This window comes from Pseudomonas sp. M5A4_2d (genome assembly GCF_053345295.1).
The window spans coordinates 1-15,260 of sequence record NZ_JBKEZW010000020.1 but is presented as its reverse complement, the minus strand read 5'-3'; the positions used below and the strand labels follow the sequence as shown (position 1 = coordinate 15,260).

Sequence of the window (15,260 nt, the reverse complement as noted above, 5' to 3'; positions counted from 1 at the left end):
AACGCAATGCTCGAGATCAAACGGGCCACGCCCGACGACGCCAACGCCGCGTTTAACATCCGCCGCGAAGCCATTCGTAGCCAATGCATCGGCGCCTACACCGCTGAACAAATGGCGCTGTGGACGCGTGGCTCCGCTGAGGACGGCTACAGCGTGCTGATGGACAAGCCGTTTTACCTGGGCTGGGTACAGGGTGAACCGGTCGCCACCGGCATGCTCGACCCCGACAACAACGAAGTGGGCGCGCTGTTCGTGCTGCCTGCGTTCACCGGTCGCGGGTACGGCAAGAACATGCTGGACCATCTGGAACAGGTCGCCCGCGCATCAGCGATTGAACAGGTGGTGCTGGACGCCACGTTGAACGCGGCAAGCTTTTACAGAGCGTGCGGGTATGTGGGCGATGAGCAGGCGGTGTATCACTCGCCGTCGGGATTAACGTTAGCGTGCATCCCGATGGTAAAGCGGCTGTCTGCGATGTAACGAACACCGCCGAACCCCTGTGGGAGCTGTCGAGCCCCGGCGAGGCTGCGATGGCGGTGGCACTGTCAAAATAGTTGTCGCCTGATACACCGCTCTCGCAGCCTCGCTAAAGCTCGACAGCTCCCACACTTGATCTTCACTCGACGCTGAAGGCCGCACGCAGCCGCTCAATCACCTGCTCGACCGAAGCCCCCTGAATCATTGGCGGCGTCAGGCTCTCGCCAAACTCGCGCCACACAAACAACGTCAACTCCGCCCCATCGGTAAGCGCCTGTTCCTGCGCGCCAAAACCTTGCAGCACCCGATACCGCTCATCCCGCCAAAACGACTGTTCCACCCAGTCATACACCGGGATGAAATGAAAATGCAGTGGAAAGCCCGGCATATGCCCATAGCGGCTGATATACAGCCATTTCGGCTGCAGCTGTGCCTCCATCACCCGTTGGGTGTTCGCCAGTAAGCCTCCCAGCTCCGCGAGTGCGGCCTCGGGCATATCGGCGAGGGTGTCGATGGGGGCTTTGGCGCCGAGCATCAGGTAACCCGGCAGCTTCGAGGCCAGGTGATGGTTGAGTAACCAGTGCTCGGTTTGATGAAGGATGAAAGCCGGGTCGATCTGCATAAACACGCGTCCATGAGAGCAGGGCGGGCAGGATAACAAGCACGGGCGCCTGTATCCCGCAAAAGCGCGCGATCTGTGTCTACCCCTGCGCCTGCCGGGTGGATAGTGTCGAGCCCCGTTCACTGATTTGCGAGCACACGATGGAACTGACTGCCGTCCCGTTTGGCATCACCGACTGGTCCAGCCTCGACGCCGTGATCCATCCCGGCGTTACCGGCAATGCCCTGTGGCGCACTTGCCAGTTTGGCACCACCCGTGTGCGCATGGTCGAGTACACCCCCGGCTACCTGGCCGACCACTGGTGTTGGCGCGGCCACGTCCTGCTGTGCCTCGAGGGCGAGTTACACACGGAGCTGGAGGATGGCCGCCAGTTCACGCTGACGGCCGGGATGAGTTACCAGGTAGGCAATGACATGGAAGGGCATCGCTCATCCACAGGCGTGGGGGCGAAGCTGTTTATTGTGGATTGAGCCTCACCCTTGCGAAACATCCCACCCAACTCCCGCGCCAAGCCAATGCTGAACTCAATCAACGGTGGGCGCAGGCTTGCCTGCGATGGCATCGACGGTGTGTCACTGATGGACCGAGCTGCCGCATCGCAGGCAAGCCAGCGCCCATAAAAAAGCGAATCTGCGGCGTACGCAAATTCGCTGTTGATCTAACCACTCAGGGCCAGGCGCGGTGCCGGGCTTTTGCTTACTGTTGCGGCTTAATGCATCTTGCTATGGTCCATGCCACCCATGTCGTTCAAGGCACGGGCCGGCGCTTTCACTTCGATCGACTGCTTCTCGCCCTTGGCGTTTTCGACGGTCAGGGTCAGCGGCACCTGGTCGCCTTCTTTGATCTGGCCGGTCAGGCCCATCAGCATCACGTGGTAGCCCTCCCGGTCGAGCTTGATCGCTTTGCCGGCGGGCAGGGCGACCGCGTTCACCGGGCCCATGCGCATCACGTCGTCTTTCATGCTCATTTCATGGATCTGCACGTCCTTGGCCACCGGCGACGCCACGCTGAGCAATTTGCTGTCGCTGTCGGCGGTGAGGGTCATGAACGCGCCGCTGGACGGTTGGCCCGCCACGGTCGCGCGGACCCACGCGTCGGTCACTTGTACCTGGGCGCTGGCGTGTGCCGCGAGGCCCAGCAGGGTCAGGCCGAAGGTGATGCGCTTGAGGTGTTGAACGGCAGTCATTAGCAGACCTCCATGACGGTGAGCAGGTCTTCTGCGCACTCTTTAGCGGTAAGGGATGCCGACAGGCCCAGGCGCAGGTTGCCACGGGTGTCGAAGACGAAACTGGTCGAGGTGTGGGACAGGGTGTAGGTGTCACCGGCGGGGATCTTTTCATAAAAGATCCCGAATTCCTTGGCGGCCACGGCGATTTCTTCCGGAGTGCCGTACAGCGCTTCGAAGCTGGGGTCGAAGGCCTTGACGTAGCGGTCGAGCAGTTCCGGTGTGTCGCGCTCGGGGTCGAGGGTGATAAACACCACTTGCATGATCTCGCCGTCGCGGCCCATCAGCTTCTTGGCCTGGGCGGCGCGGGCCAGGGTGGTCGGGCACACGGCCGGGCACTGGGTGAAACCGAAGAACACCACCGGCATGAGGCCACGGAACGAGCTCAGGGTGACGGTTTCGCCGTCAGTATTCTTGAGCTTGAAGGTGCGGCCCATGATCTTGTCACTGAGGTCCTTGCCGTACTTGAAGTTCAGCTTGGGGCTGTAGTCACAGCCGCCCAGTAAACTGCCGAGGCCCAGCAGGCCCATACCGGTCAGCACTTTGCGGCGGGTGAATAACGTACTCATCAACTGTGCATCCTGTGAAACGCCTGCATTGCTCTGGATCTACACATCAGGCTTTGACAGCCAGGCATTGAAACGTAGAAACGAGGAGGGCGCCCAGTCTACCAACCCTGGCCAGCCCGCGTAATCTGCGACGTTCTGCCACAGGGGCGCGTGGCGCTTCATCCTTTTGCGGCTTCGATGGTAAAGTCGCCGCCATGAAATTGAGCCACCCTGACCGTTCGCTGATCGCCTGGGCCCTGTACTTTTGCGTGCTGATGAACCTGTTCGCCTGCGGTTTGGGGCATGGGCAAATGTTGGGCCAGCAGCTCAATGGCATCGGGGGGGCGTTCTGTTCGGTGGGCGGTAGCCAGGCGCCAGTTTCCGACAAAGGGTCAGGTATCCCGGCCTCCAGCAACATCTCGAACTACTTTGCCTGCCCGGTGTGCGCTGCCGTGACGGTGGCCATTGTGTTCCTCATCGGTCTGGCCTGGTTGCTGAGCCTTAAGCAAACCCCGCGCCCGACCCACGAGCAACGCAACAAAGCCCCTCCGCGCTACTCCTGGCCTTCGGCCAACCCTCGCGCTTCCCCCGCATTCTGACGTGTGCCTTGGGCCTCCTGTGATCAGGAGGCGTTCTATCGTCACGACTGTGAGTGCGTTTCATGAACCCTCTATTGCCTGCCGGCGCCAGCCGCCTGGTCAGCAAGGCGTCCCGTCGCTTGCGCGCGGAGCCGTTGCGGCCTGAATACCCCAGCAATTCCCGCTGCTTCGTGCATTTGGATGCACGCTTGTTGCCGCATTGGCATGCCTTGTTCGATATTTGCCCGGCACTGCTCAAGCTTGATCCGCCGGAGGGCTTGAATCTGTTTCGCAGCTTCATGACCTGGGCCTATCGCAACCAGACGCCGCAGGATTGGACCTATCACCTGAATGTCTGCCGCTGGCTGCTCACGTCGCCGTATCGATTACAGATCGACGACGAACCCATTGAGGCGTTTATGGCGGCAGCGGCAGCACGCTGGATCAATACCGATGAAAGCCAGGCTCAGGGCGTGGTTCTTGCCTGGCGCGATTCGACGGTGTTCGATTGGAAGGGCGCTGCGGTGGTCGGCGTCGAACAGCAGGTACTGCCGGCCCCGACCGGCGACTTTGCCTGGTGCCCGCTGACCCGGCAGGCGGGGTTCAGCGGCTGGTTGCCGGTGCCGTAAGGCTAAGGCGAATCCATTGCGCAACGCTGGCCACGGCGATGCCTTCAGCGCAGGCCGGTGGCGGCCTCAATCGCGAAGCGTTTCGTCACGGCTTGAAGGCGATGCGGGCGGCTAGCTGCCGCTGCGCGTTGCCTTCTTCTTGGTCTTCTTGCTGGTGGGCTGCTTGTTTGACGAGCCACTGGTGGAGGCCTTTTCTTTCGGCGGTGTGTCAGCTTTTTTGGTGGAGTCCGAAGGGCTGCTGGGGTAGGTGCCCGGAGGCAATGCGGAGCCGGCGACGCGGTTGCCGTTAAGCGAGTTTGCCGGAGCAACATTATCGCCAAAGGCGGCGAAGGCTGGGCTTGCCAGCAGGGCCGTAAAAGCGACGATAAGCAAAATCCTTTGGGAAGTACTGGTCTTCATGACGCTTTCCCCTTGATTAGGCCGAAGCCCGGAAAAAACCGGGCCCCGGTGGTGTTTCAATCAAGACTTCTTGCCGCCGCCGGCGCTGTGCGCGCCGCCTTTTTTACCGGCTTCAGAAGCCTTTTCACGGTCATTGGCAAAATTGCCGCCGGAGCCTTGACCACCGCTTTTTTGCGGGGTGTCCGGCTTGCCTTTGCCGCCTGCGCCTGTCGTGGTTTTTCCGTTAGTAGCCATTTCCAAATTCCTCATCAATGAGTGAATCAATTCAATGGTGTCGCTTAATTGGGAATGCGCCATCCAAATCAAAGTTTGAAAAAGTTCGCGAGCATGCGACGAGCGGTTATTACCCGCCGCTGACTTTCCAATGCTTGATGTCTTCGGAAAACACCACTTGCTTGACCTCATGGGCGATCCCGTAAGCCAGTGATTCATGGGCGGCAATGACTTTTTCCTCGGCCGACAGGCACTTGAAAATATCCAGCTGGGTATCGGCCTGGGTGGTCTCCAGCTCATAGATTTTCACATAGCGCGCCAAATCGTTATCCAGGCTCGACAGGTACTCGCGCAGGCGCTGGTGGTCCACCGAGCTTTGGCTGAAATACCAGTTCATCGGGTGGATCAAAAAACGCGAGTGCGGTGTAGTGATGCGACGGTTCGCCGCCAGGAACATGATGATGCCCATGGATTCGATATTGCCCGCGTTAATCGCGCACAACGGCATCGGCAGCGCCTTGAGGAAGGTGTAGAGGGTAAAGCCGAAATTGGTGCTGCCACCGGTGGTCGAGAGGTTCAGCAGCAGGGAACTGGCGCCTTCGTCAATCGCATCCAGGCAACAGTCGCGAAAGCGTTCGCTGGTACCCTGGTCGATCTGGCAGTGAAAGTGAATAACGTGCTCGGTCATCCTGAACCTCCGTAGTCCAACGCAAAAGAGGTAACTGGGGTTGAGTCTAGAAGGTTGCTCAAGATGCGCCGCGATGATTGGGCGTGAGTGCTGGCTGAAAATCAGATGGAACCCTGAAGCGATCTGCTTGACCTAACGCATAGACCTCAGGAGGTGAATCATGCAATTAGAATATATCTGGATCATTTTGGCAGTGGTTCTGCTGATTCTGGAATTGTGGGCGATCAACGTCGTTTTGCGCAGCACCGGTGGCTGGGAGACCAAAGGGTTGTGGTTGATTATTCTGATCTTCGTACCGCTGTTCGGGCTGATCGCCTGGGCCATGTTCGGGCCAAAACGCGAGATGCCTGAAGTTCGAAAAAACTGACGCTGAACCCGACTGAAAACAGGCGCCCAAGGGGCGCCTGTTTGCGTTCCAGGCCCTGCGTTAACCTGCAACGGCCTTGGCAATCGCCTCGTTGAACGCCGGCAAGTCATCCGGTGTGCGCGAGGTAATCAAGGTCCAGCCATTGGCGGTGCACTCTTTGACTTCGGCGTCGACCCAGCCGGCAGCGCCGGCATTTTCGAGGTCGATGCGTACGCTCTTGTAGGAGGTCAAGGTCTTGCCCTTGATCACCCCCGCGTCGATCAGCGCCCAGGCTCCGTGACAGATTGCTGCGATGGTTTTGCCGGCCTTGACGAAGTCGTTGATCAGTTTCAACGCTGCCGCATCCTGGCGCAGGGTGTCGGCATTGACGGTGCCGCCAGGGATGACCAGGGCGTCAAAGTCGCTGCTGGCGACATCCGCGAGCTGCACGTCGGATTCCACGGTTTGATCCTTCTCGGTATCGCCGACGAAGGTCTGGGTCGTGCCACCTTTGCTGGAGGCGTGAGTGACGGTCGCACCGTAGCCGCGCAGGGCTTGCAGCGGCTTGAGCAGTTCATCGCGCTCGATACCGGTGTTGGAGGTGATGATGAGGATGTTCTTGCCGTTGAGTTGCGAACTCATGGTCGAGTGTCTCCTAAGTCAGGGAAGGATCAATGGGCGTAATTGGCTTGCAGCTCCTTGGCCATTTTCAGGTGGGCTTCAAGGGTCGGCAGCGTTTTGGTGGCGAAGGCTTTCAACTCGGCGTTGTCCGAAGAAGCAGCTTCTTTCTTGAACAGTTCGACGGTTTTTTCGTGGGCCGCCACCTGGTTGTTGGCGTAGGCCTTGTCGAACGATTCGTCGCGCAGTTCCAGGATGGCTTTCTTGGCTTTGTCGGTCAGCGCGGCGTCATCGGGGACTTCGATGTCCAGCTTCTTCGCCAGTGCCGCCAGTTCCTGGTTGGCTTTGGTGTGGTCGGTAACCATGTGTTGGGCGAAAGTCTTCACGTCGCTCGCGCTGCTTTTTTCCAGCGCCAGCTTGCCGGCTTCCACCTCAGTGATACCGCCTTGGGCGGCGTCGTCGACAAAGCTGTTGGACGTAGCGGCCATGGCCGTGGTCATCGAGCCCGCAACCAGCACAAAGGTCAGGCCCATTTGTTTCATCAGCAGAGTAGTCATGGTGAATCTCCTTGAAATCGACAATGGCGTGATGCCGTACCTGATGGTTGAGCGAGTGCTGGAGCAAAAGGTTTAAATTAATTCGCAGTTATTTCGCCGGTGGCACTGCCGGGCAATTTCCTTGAACTAACCCAATTCGCAGGGCTCTGCTGCATAGGTGCCTGCCGATTTAGGTGGGCCTTCAACTGCCTGGAGATACACCGTGACCGATCACAAAACCGTCGATAAAACCCCGTCGCCCATCAGCTCGGAAGACGCGCAGAAAGGCACCGAAAAACCTGCCAAAGGGCAGACGCTGGAACGAGCGAACCCGCATACCGAAACCGTGGACAAGGTGCTGACGCCCACCTCGATCAAGGACACCGAGCGCCAGACCGACGCCATCAACGAGCAGGCCGCCAAGGCTGAGCGCAAGTTGGGCCATTGAGCATGGCTCGGTCCATTACGGCGTCTGAACTGGGCATCGAACTCAAGCCCGGGGATGACGCCAGCCTGTTCAGATGGTTCATTGCCAGCTTCCTGATGGGCAAGCGTATCCAGGCGCCCATTGCGGCGCAGGCTTACAAGGTGATCGTGGAAGAGCAGGGCCGCGACACTGCGCGCAAGTTGCAGCACTGCACATCGCGTGAACTGGTCAGCATGCTCGGGCGCGCCCATTACGTGCGTTACGACGAAACCACGGCGCAGCGCTTGCTCGACCTCAGCGCCAAATTGAACGCCGAGTACGCCGGCAAAATCACCCATATTCGCAGCGCCAGCCAGGACCGTCAGGCTTTTGAAAAGCGCCTGGGCGAATTCGATGGCGTCGGGCCCAAGACGATCGAGATTTTCATGCGCGACGCGGCCACGGTGCTGTTTTGACGGCACGGCTGTATGTGGGGTGTGCCGGCTGGAGTTTGCCCCGCGAACGCTGGTCGGACTTTGCCGGCCAGGGCACGCATTTGCAGCGTTATGCAGCGCGTTTCAATGCGGTGGAAATCAACAGTTCGTTTTACCGCCCGCACCAGCCCAAGACTTACCAGCGCTGGGCGGAATCGGTGCCGCCGGCGTTTCGGTTTTCGGTCAAGGTGCCCAAGCGCATCACCCATGAACTGCGTTTACAGCACTGCGAGGCGGCGCTGGATGAGTTCCTTGGGCAGTGCCTGCATCTGGGGGAAAAGCTCGGCTGCCTGCTGGTTCAACTACCGCCTTCGCTGAGCTATGACCCCGTTGTGGCCGCAGGATTTTTCAGTGCAGTGCGCCAGCGCTTTGCCGGTGCTGTTGTGCTGGAACCGCGTCATGCCACGTGGCTTGAGGCTCAAGCCTTGTTGGTGGAGATGCAGATGGGGCGCGTGGTCGCCGACCCAGCGGTGATCGACGCGGGCGCGGGTTGGCAGGGCGTACAGTATTGGCGCCTGCATGGTTCGCCGCGTATCTACCACAGCGCCTATGGCCCGCAACGGGTGCAGGCGTTCGCGCGACAGTTGAACCACGCTGTCGAATCCGGCGTTCCTACCTGGTGCATCTTCGATAACACCGCCAGCGGCCACGCAGTGACCGATGCGTTGTTGTTACTCGACCTCCACGCGCAGCACTTCCAGGCCTAACTGCTCATACGCCTCGACACTCGGCACATGCCACTCCGTGATAAGCGTATGGATTCGGTTGCACGGCGCGACCACAAAGGGTTCCACCGCGCCGAGCTTATCGGCCAGGGTCACGGCCACGACATGGGATGCGCTGTCGAGCAAGGCTTGTTTGACCGCCACTTCATCGAAATGCAGCGAGGTGATACCGACCTGTGGATGCAACGCGCACACGCCGGTAAACAGCAGGTCGGCCTTGATGCTCTGGATCAGGCGCACGGCATCCTGGCCGCTGGTGGACAAGGTGGCGGGGTTGAGCTGGCCACCGGCGAGGATCACTTTTACCTCGGGATGATCCGCCAGGGCGATGGCGATCATCGGCGACGGCGTGACCACGGTCAGGCGGATCGAGCGCGGTAACGACTGGGCAATCTGCAGTGTGGTGGAGCCGGAATCGAACAGCACGATCTGGCCATCCTCCACCAGGTCAGCCGCCAGTTGCGCGAGGTGGCGCTTGACCTCGTTGGTCTCGCCGACGCGGGTGAAGAAGTCCTTGCCGGTGTCTTTGGGCCGGGGCAGGGCGCCGCCGTGCACGCGTTGTAACAAGCCGGCAGCGGCGAGTTCGCCGAGGTCGCGGCGAATGGTGTCCTGGGACACGGCAAAGTGTTCAACCAGCTCAGACGCGGTGACTTTACCGTCGCGCTCCAGCAGCAACAGGATCTTTTGTTTGCGCAAAGAAGGCAGGTCGACAGCTTGGTGGGTGTTGTGCATGTTTGTGCTTCTTTTTGCGGGTTTATGCGAGATTAATCATCTGCTGAAGTAAACGCAATGGCTGGTTGCGCAGCCGATCGGCGGTTACTCTCTGCGCTCAGTTCAGGGAGAGGTGACCCAGATGTCGTTGATCACAACCATCGAAGACTTACGCAAACTGGCGCAAAAACGTGTCCCCCGGATGTTTTACGATTACGCCGATTCCGGCTCCTGGACTGAAAGTACCTACCGGGCGAATGAAAGTGATTTTGCGCGCATCAAATTCCGCCAGCGGGTGGCGCGCAATATCGATGAGCGTTCGATCCGCGCCACCATGATCGGCCAGGACATGGCCATGCCTGTCGCCCTCGCGCCCACTGGCCTTGCGGGTATGCAGCATGCCGATGGCGAGATCCTGACTGCCCGCGCCGCCGCCGCTTTTGGCCTGCGCTATACCTTGTCGACCATGAGCATCTGCTCGCTGGAAGACATTGCCGAACACGTAGGCCAACCGTTCTGGTTCCAGCTGTATGTGATGCGTGATCGCGGGTTTATCGAGCAGTTGATCGAGCGCGCCAAGGCCGCCGGGGTGGACGCGCTGGTGCTGACTCTCGACTTGCAGATTCTCGGGCAACGCCACAAGGACTTGATCAACGGTCTGTCGGCGCCGCCCAAACTGACCCTGCCGAATATCCTCAACATGATGACCAAACCGCGTTGGGTGATGGGCATGCTCGGCACCCAACGTCGCGGCTTCGGCAATATCGTCGGGCATGTAAAAGGCGTGGCGGACATGAGTTCGCTGTCGTCGTGGACCGCCCAGCAATTCGACCCGCGCCTGAGTTGGGATGATGTGGAGTGGATCAAGAAGTGCTGGGGCGGCAAGCTGATCATCAAGGGCATCCTTGATGTGGAAGACGCGCGCCTGGCGGCCAATTCTGGTGCGGATGCGTTGGTGGTGAGCAACCACGGTGGCCGTCAGCTGGATGGGGCGCCGTCGAGCATCAGCCAGTTACCGGCGATTGTCGAGGCGGTGGGTAATCAGATTGAAGTGTGGCTCGACGGCGGCATTCGCTCCGGCCAGGACGTACTTAAAGCGATGGCATTGGGCGCGAAAGGCACCCTGATCGGCCGCCCGCATTTGTATGGTTTGGGGGCGATGGGCGAGGCGGGCGTGACCAAGGCCCTTGACATCATCGCCCGTGAGCTGGATGTGTCGATGGCACTGTGCGGCTATAACGATATACGCAATGTGAATCGCGAGATTTTGCTGCCGGGTACCTTTCCCACAGGCGTTTATTGAGCAAAAAAATCGTAAAAAAGTAAAAAGAGTTGTCCACGAAAACCGTGGGTATCTCTGTGGATAACTTTGCGAAGGCCCGGCAGGGTTGGCGATTTAACCCTCGGTTAATATTTGATCAACTGTCGGCGCGGGCCAGTATGGGCAGGGTTTACGCTTGACAGCCAAGCGCGAACCCAGTGCCGAAAAGCATTTTTATGAGTCGTCACCACGGCCTGTGGAGTGCGTGACCACCTGCGCCGGCCCCTTTGATCGCATCAGGTTGTCCAGCGCCTGGCCATAACTGTGGCCAGCCAGGCTCATGCTGTTGTTATGGGTGGCGCCAGGCACCAGCAATAACCGCTTGGGTTCCTGGGCGGCTTCAAACAATTGTTGGCTGAAACGCGGTGGCACGTACTGGTCGGCGAGGCCATGCACGACCAGCAGGGGCATGTGCACGTCGGCAATCTTGTCGATGGAATCGAACTTCTGCGACAGCAACCAGCGCACCGGCAGCGAGGTATTGGCCACGGCTGCGGCCGCGTCCCCGAGTGAAGTGAAGGTGGACTCGATCACGAGCCCGCGCACGGGAACCGGCGTCTGTTTACTCAACTGCGCGGCCAGGTCGATGGCGACCGCACCGCCCAGTGAGTGCCCGTAGATCAGGCGTTTGCCGGGGTCGGGCTGCAACACCTGAAAGCGCTCCCAGGCAATGCGCGCGTCTTCATACACCGTGGTTTCCGAAGGCAGGTCACCGTGGCTTTGGCCAAAACCCCGGTAGTCGATGGCCAGCACCGAGAAGCCCAGCGCGTGCAATTGCTCAATGCGAAACAGTTGCCCGGTGAGGTTCCAGCGCACGCCGTGCAGGTAGAGGATCGCCGGCGCATCCTGCTTGTCCGCCGGGTACCACCAGCCGTGGAGGTTCTGCCCTGGTTTGAAACTGGCGGGCTTGATATCGAATTCCTGTACGGCCTTGGGCAGGCCGGTGTACCAACCGGCGGTGCCCGGCTCGATGCGAAACACCAGCTCGCGTTCCTTGTGTTGCAGCACCGCGCAGCCTACCGGCAGGCCGATGATCAGAATGGCCATGCACAGCAGGGGAAACCAGCGCAGGCCCAGGCGAGACAGAAAACGAGATGGCATGAAGGTTCCAGGACAAAGGCGAAGCACGCGTTTTACCAGATGGTGCAAGACCGCAGGAATTAATTCGACAGTCGACCCAGGGGTTTGCTTGCAAAGTGTTACCGCATTGAATGCCGCGTGCGCAGGTTGTTAGGGTGGGCGATCGAACAGGAAAGTACGCACATGGATTTCACAGGTAAAACGGCAATCGTCACCGGTGGCGCGCGGGCTGGCACGGGTAAAGGCGGGCAGCGCTGAAGACGTTGCGGCCCAGTGGCATCGCATCAAACAGCCGCCGCCTCAGGCTGCTGCCATCCCCTGAACCCGATTGCGTCCCTGCGCCTTGGCCAGGTACAGCGCCTGGTCAGCCTGGGAGAGCAAGTGCGAGAGGTCGTGGCCTGCCGCATCGGTGGTGACGATGCCGATGCTGACGCTCAAATAGCCAGGCGCCAGCAGGTCGAGTTCGGCAAATGCCTGGCGAATCCGCTCGGCGACTTGAAAGGCAGCGGTTTCATCGCTGTCGGCGAGCAAGCAGGCGAACTCTTCACCGCCAATGCGTGCGAACACGTCGGCGTTGCGCAGCGAGGCTTCAGTCACCCGGCTGAACGCGATCAGCACTTTGTCGCCCATTGGGTGGCCAAAGCTGTCATTCAGGCGCTTGAAGTGGTCCAGGTCGCACAGCAGCAGGGCCGCGCACTGGTTGCGACGGGCGCTGTCCGCCAAGAGTTTTTCCCCCTTGAGCATAAAGGCACGGCGGTTGCCGACACCGGTCAGCGCGTCACTGAAGGCGGCGGCCTTGAAGCGCAGCTCGGCGCGCTCCTTGACCATCGCCAGCGTGACGTAGGCGATGCCGATGGCGTACAGCATGGACTCAAACAGCATGAGCGAGAAAAACGGTACGCCTTCGCCGCCCGATAGCTGGGCACTCTTGATGGGCAGGCCGGTGTCGGTAAATGCGCGGATAGCATAGAAACCGGTGTGCGACAGGGTCAGTACCAGCGCGGGTACATAGGCCACTTCCAGGCTATCGCGTTTGCGCCACAGCTCCAGGGCCGACAGCACTCCATACCCTGCCGCCAGCAGCGAATACAGGGTGACCCGCGCCGATAACGAGGCATAGAACTGCGGCACCAGGCACACCAGCAGCCACAGCCCGGCACCGGCAAAGATGCCCGGCACACTGGGTGGTTTCTGCACGAAGGTACGCATGGCGGTCCAGTTCATCGCGGCACTGAGCAACAGCACCACGTTGCCGATGATCAGCGCGACGAAGTCCATGCCCATGCCGCGCACCACGATCAGCCCCATGCCCAGGGAGGCGAGCAGCAGCATGATGCCGAGGTAGCCCAGGGTCGGCTCGCGGCCACGGCTCCAGGCATGCGCCGTGAGCAGGCCCATCAGGCAGAATACGAACACGGCCACTATCAGTAGCGTCGGGATGTGCAGCATCATTTCCTTGAACCCGCAGAGAGATCCTTCTTGGGGCGCGATTGTAGCGGTAACTCATCCGCTTGACGCTGGTATTGCCGCCGCGACATCCTCCTGTTCCTTTGAGCCAAGACCTGACCATGGAAAACAGCCCCGTTCGCATCACCGCCGAAGAGACCCTCTCGGACAACTGGTACCTTCTGAAAAAATACAGTTTTGACTTGCGCCGCCGAGATGGCACCTGGCAAGCCCAGACTCGTGAAGTGTATGACCGAGGCAACGGGGCGACCATCCTGTTGTACAACCGTGAGCGGCGCACGGTGCTGCTGATCCGGCAGTTTCGCATGCCCACCTTCGTCAATGATTACCCGGGTTACTTGATCGAAGCCGCGGCCGGTTTGCTGGACAACGCCAGCCCCGAAGAGCGCATTCGCCTGGAAGCCGAGGAAGAGACCGGCTACCGCGTGGGCCATGTGGAAAAAATCTATTCGGCGTTCATGAGTCCGGGGTCGGTGACCGAGCGGATTCACTTCTTTATCGGCGAGTACCAGCCGGCGGACCAGGTCGGCACGGGTGGCGGCCTGGAGGAGGAGGGCGAAGACATCGAGGTGCTGGAACGGGGTTTTGAACAGGCGCTGGCGATGGTGCAGAGCGGTGAGATTGTGGATGGCAAAACCATCATGCTGTTGCAGCACCTTGAATTGCGCATGTTGAAAGAAGGGTGGTGACGCTTGATGCGCTGGTGTGCATTGCTGTGTGTGCTGGCGGCGGGCACTAGCCAGGCGGCCGATGCCTTCTATTTTTGGACTGACCCTGTGCCTGAAACGCCGGGAACATTGTTGCGCAGCGAAGCACTGACGCCGCAGCAAAGCCTGGCCTCGGCCGCGCAGAACCTGCGGATTTTGTATGCCTCCACTGATGGCCTCGACGACACCACACCCATCGCGGTGTCCGGTGCGCTGTTCCTGCCCAAGGGCACACCGCCAGTGGGTGGCTGGCCGCTGATGGCCTGGGCCCATGGCACGGTCGGCAGCGCTGACCGTTGTGCACCGTCGCTTAACGAGCGCAGCCCACGGGATACGCGCTACCTCAATTATTGGCTCGACCAGGGCTACGCGATTGTGGCCACCGATTATCAGGGCTTGGGCACGCCGGGCCTGCACCCTTACGGGCTCACTCGGCCGCTGGCCTATGGCGTGCTGGACAGTATTCGTGCTGTGGGTGCGGCGGATTTCAAACTGTCCAGGCGCGTGGTGGTGTTCGGGCAGTCCCAGGGCGGCCGGGCGGCGTTTGCCACGGCGGTGTTGGCCAAAGGGTATGCGCCAGAGCTGGAGATTGTGGGGGTGGTGGCGACGGGGACGCCGTATGCCACCGCACACGCCCAAGGCCAAAGCCCGGAGCTTGAAAACGCCCGCCGTTCGGTGGTGCCCACGTTTGCCTATAACCTGTTGCGGCTGAGCACGGCCAGTTTGCTGGATCCCGCCTTTGTGCCGGCCGATTACTTGGCCGAGCAGGCGCTGCCAGCGTTCAAAGCCAGTCAGGATGAGTGCCTGCATGCCATCGAGCAGCGGGTGGTGGCGGACGGGCTGACCTTTAACACCAGCTTCAAGCAGTCGCCCAAGGCGGCGCTGGAGCGGGTTAATCGGGCGTCGGCTTACCCCTCGTTGAAAACGGAAATTCCGATTTTTCTCGGCACGGGGGGCAAGGACCTTGATGTGTTTGTGCCGGGGCAGAAGGCGTTGGTGCGGGACGCGTGCAAGGTTGGGGACCGGGTTGAATGGCATTTTTATCCGGAGCTGGATCACTCCGCGACTGTTAATGGGTCTTTGGGCGATTCGACCGGGTTTGTTCGGCGGGCGTTTGCGGGGGCGGTGATTGGCGGGAATTGTGGGCGCTGATGTGTGTGTCGGCGCCCTGCACCGATGCGATGCGGGCGCCTCGGTCTATCAGTGACACTCAGTCGATGCCATCGCAGCGGTTCGGCGGTCCGACAAGCCAGCGCCCACATTTGACCGAATCCCGTTCCATGATCAGGTCGGCTGCCAGGCCGCTTCGCTTTGTTTGTGATTTTGATCTTAGGCGCCCCGTTAACCACGCTGGCCGAACGCAGGCTTTGGAGCGTGGGTAACCCGGCAGGACGCCGGGTTAGCCGCGATGGGCCAAGGATGGCCCATGGCGGCGGCCCACGGTCCAAAGCCGGAGTGAGGGAACACCGA

Annotated in this window: 21 protein-coding genes and 1 pseudogene; 11 read left to right on the top strand and 11 right to left on the bottom strand. The window is 60.4% G+C overall.

Annotated elements, in window-relative coordinates; all coding sequences use genetic code 11:
• Window positions 1–6: 6 nt before the first annotated feature.
• Complete coding sequence (locus tag ACLBW8_RS27975) at window positions 7–480, top strand: GNAT family N-acetyltransferase (protein WP_447806854.1); 474 nt, start codon at window positions 7–9, stop codon at window positions 478–480.
• 136 nt (window positions 481–616) lie between these two features.
• Here ACLBW8_RS27975 and ACLBW8_RS27970 read toward each other — a convergent pair whose 3' ends face one another.
• Window positions 617–1,099: an HIT family protein gene (locus ACLBW8_RS27970; protein WP_447806853.1), complete on the bottom strand. Its 483-nt coding sequence runs from the start codon at window positions 1,097–1,099 to the stop codon at window positions 617–619.
• Window positions 1,100–1,239: 140 nt separating this feature from the next.
• Here ACLBW8_RS27970 and ACLBW8_RS27965 point away from each other — a divergent pair, with 140 nt between their 5' ends.
• A complete protein-coding gene (locus tag ACLBW8_RS27965) occupies window positions 1,240–1,569 on the top strand; it encodes a DHCW motif cupin fold protein (RefSeq protein WP_064451920.1) in 330 nt (109 codons plus the stop codon).
• A 239-nt stretch (window positions 1,570–1,808) separates the two neighbouring features.
• Here the strand turns inward: ACLBW8_RS27965 and ACLBW8_RS27960 are convergent, their stop codons facing one another.
• A complete protein-coding gene (locus ACLBW8_RS27960; protein ID WP_447806852.1) occupies window positions 1,809–2,285 on the bottom strand; it encodes a copper chaperone PCu(A)C in 477 nt (158 codons plus the stop codon).
• On the bottom strand, window positions 2,285–2,893 hold the full coding sequence (locus tag ACLBW8_RS27955) for an SCO family protein (protein ID WP_053255622.1): 609 nt from the start codon (window positions 2,891–2,893) through the stop codon (window positions 2,285–2,287). The genes ACLBW8_RS27960 and ACLBW8_RS27955 overlap by 1 nt, the downstream gene beginning before the upstream one ends.
• A 194-nt stretch (window positions 2,894–3,087) precedes the next feature.
• On the opposite strand from ACLBW8_RS27955, the gene ACLBW8_RS27950 reads away from it, so the two are divergent.
• On the top strand, window positions 3,088–3,471 hold the full coding sequence (locus ACLBW8_RS27950) for a DUF2946 domain-containing protein (RefSeq protein WP_447806851.1): 384 nt from the start codon (window positions 3,088–3,090) through the stop codon (window positions 3,469–3,471).
• A 62-nt stretch (window positions 3,472–3,533) separates the two neighbouring features.
• Window positions 3,534–4,079 carry a putative natural product biosynthesis protein gene (locus ACLBW8_RS27945; protein WP_447806850.1) on the top strand — a complete coding sequence of 182 codons (546 nt, stop codon included), beginning with the start codon at window positions 3,534–3,536 and terminating at the stop codon, window positions 4,077–4,079.
• Between the two features lie 111 nt (window positions 4,080–4,190).
• On the opposite strand, the gene ACLBW8_RS27940 is transcribed toward ACLBW8_RS27945, so the two are convergent.
• The 3 genes and pseudogenes from ACLBW8_RS27940 to ACLBW8_RS27930 form a co-directional block, all read right to left on the bottom strand.
• On the bottom strand, window positions 4,191–4,478 hold the full coding sequence (locus tag ACLBW8_RS27940; protein ID WP_447806849.1) for a hypothetical protein: 288 nt from the start codon (window positions 4,476–4,478) through the stop codon (window positions 4,191–4,193).
• Between the two features lie 60 nt (window positions 4,479–4,538).
• Window positions 4,539–4,646, bottom strand: a pseudogene (locus ACLBW8_RS27935) (general stress protein); the annotation flags it as partial.
• Between the two features lie 175 nt (window positions 4,647–4,821).
• Window positions 4,822–5,379 carry an ATP-dependent Clp protease proteolytic subunit gene (locus tag ACLBW8_RS27930; RefSeq protein WP_447806848.1) on the bottom strand — a complete coding sequence of 186 codons (558 nt, stop codon included), beginning with the start codon at window positions 5,377–5,379 and terminating at the stop codon, window positions 4,822–4,824.
• A 160-nt stretch (window positions 5,380–5,539) separates the two neighbouring features.
• On the opposite strand from ACLBW8_RS27930, the gene ACLBW8_RS27925 reads away from it, so the two are divergent.
• Window positions 5,540–5,746: a hypothetical protein gene (locus tag ACLBW8_RS27925; RefSeq protein ID WP_064451928.1), complete on the top strand. Its 207-nt coding sequence runs from the start codon at window positions 5,540–5,542 to the stop codon at window positions 5,744–5,746.
• A gap of 60 nt (window positions 5,747–5,806) precedes the next feature.
• Here the strand turns inward: ACLBW8_RS27925 and ACLBW8_RS27920 are convergent, their stop codons facing one another.
• Complete coding sequence (locus tag ACLBW8_RS27920; RefSeq protein ID WP_447806847.1) at window positions 5,807–6,367, bottom strand: type 1 glutamine amidotransferase domain-containing protein; 561 nt, start codon at window positions 6,365–6,367, stop codon at window positions 5,807–5,809.
• A gap of 29 nt (window positions 6,368–6,396) precedes the next feature.
• On the bottom strand, window positions 6,397–6,900 hold the full coding sequence (locus ACLBW8_RS27915) for a DUF4142 domain-containing protein (protein ID WP_447806846.1): 504 nt from the start codon (window positions 6,898–6,900) through the stop codon (window positions 6,397–6,399).
• Between the two features lie 202 nt (window positions 6,901–7,102).
• Between ACLBW8_RS27915 and ACLBW8_RS27910 the strand changes: the two genes are divergently transcribed.
• The 3 genes from ACLBW8_RS27910 to ACLBW8_RS27900 are packed head-to-tail and all read left to right on the top strand — an operon-like array spanning window position 7,103 to window position 8,486.
• Window positions 7,103–7,327: a hypothetical protein gene (locus ACLBW8_RS27910; protein WP_064451931.1), complete on the top strand. Its 225-nt coding sequence runs from the start codon at window positions 7,103–7,105 to the stop codon at window positions 7,325–7,327.
• Between the two features lie 2 nt (window positions 7,328–7,329).
• Window positions 7,330–7,761 (top strand): hypothetical protein, encoded by a 432-nt coding sequence (locus ACLBW8_RS27905; protein ID WP_064451932.1) that lies wholly within the window; start codon window positions 7,330–7,332, stop codon window positions 7,759–7,761.
• Window positions 7,758–8,486 (top strand): DUF72 domain-containing protein, encoded by a 729-nt coding sequence (locus ACLBW8_RS27900; protein WP_447806845.1) that lies wholly within the window; start codon window positions 7,758–7,760, stop codon window positions 8,484–8,486. The genes ACLBW8_RS27905 and ACLBW8_RS27900 overlap by 4 nt, the downstream gene beginning before the upstream one ends.
• Here ACLBW8_RS27900 and ACLBW8_RS27895 read toward each other — a convergent pair.
• Complete coding sequence (locus ACLBW8_RS27895; protein ID WP_221294476.1) at window positions 8,451–9,236, bottom strand: DeoR/GlpR family DNA-binding transcription regulator; 786 nt, start codon at window positions 9,234–9,236, stop codon at window positions 8,451–8,453. The two genes, ACLBW8_RS27900 and ACLBW8_RS27895, sit on opposite strands and share 36 nt — an antisense overlap.
• A gap of 121 nt (window positions 9,237–9,357) precedes the next feature.
• On the opposite strand from ACLBW8_RS27895, the gene ACLBW8_RS27890 reads away from it, so the two are divergent.
• Window positions 9,358–10,518 carry an alpha-hydroxy acid oxidase gene (locus ACLBW8_RS27890; protein ID WP_407017490.1) on the top strand — a complete coding sequence of 387 codons (1,161 nt, stop codon included), beginning with the start codon at window positions 9,358–9,360 and terminating at the stop codon, window positions 10,516–10,518.
• A gap of 192 nt (window positions 10,519–10,710) precedes the next feature.
• Here ACLBW8_RS27890 and ACLBW8_RS27885 read toward each other — a convergent pair whose 3' ends face one another.
• Window positions 10,711–11,637: an alpha/beta hydrolase gene (locus ACLBW8_RS27885; protein ID WP_221294477.1), complete on the bottom strand. Its 927-nt coding sequence runs from the start codon at window positions 11,635–11,637 to the stop codon at window positions 10,711–10,713.
• A 279-nt stretch (window positions 11,638–11,916) separates the two neighbouring features.
• Entirely contained in the window at window positions 11,917–13,068 is a 1,152-nt protein-coding gene (locus ACLBW8_RS27880; RefSeq protein WP_447806844.1) for a diguanylate cyclase, read from the bottom strand.
• Window positions 13,069–13,184: 116 nt separating this feature from the next.
• On the opposite strand from ACLBW8_RS27880, the gene ACLBW8_RS27875 reads away from it, so the two are divergent.
• A complete protein-coding gene (locus ACLBW8_RS27875) occupies window positions 13,185–13,772 on the top strand; it encodes an NUDIX domain-containing protein (RefSeq protein WP_064451938.1) in 588 nt (195 codons plus the stop codon).
• 6 nt (window positions 13,773–13,778) lie between these two features.
• Window positions 13,779–14,942 (top strand): lipase family protein, encoded by a 1,164-nt coding sequence (locus ACLBW8_RS27870; protein WP_447806868.1) that lies wholly within the window; start codon window positions 13,779–13,781, stop codon window positions 14,940–14,942.
• Window positions 14,943–15,260 lie beyond the last annotated feature (318 nt).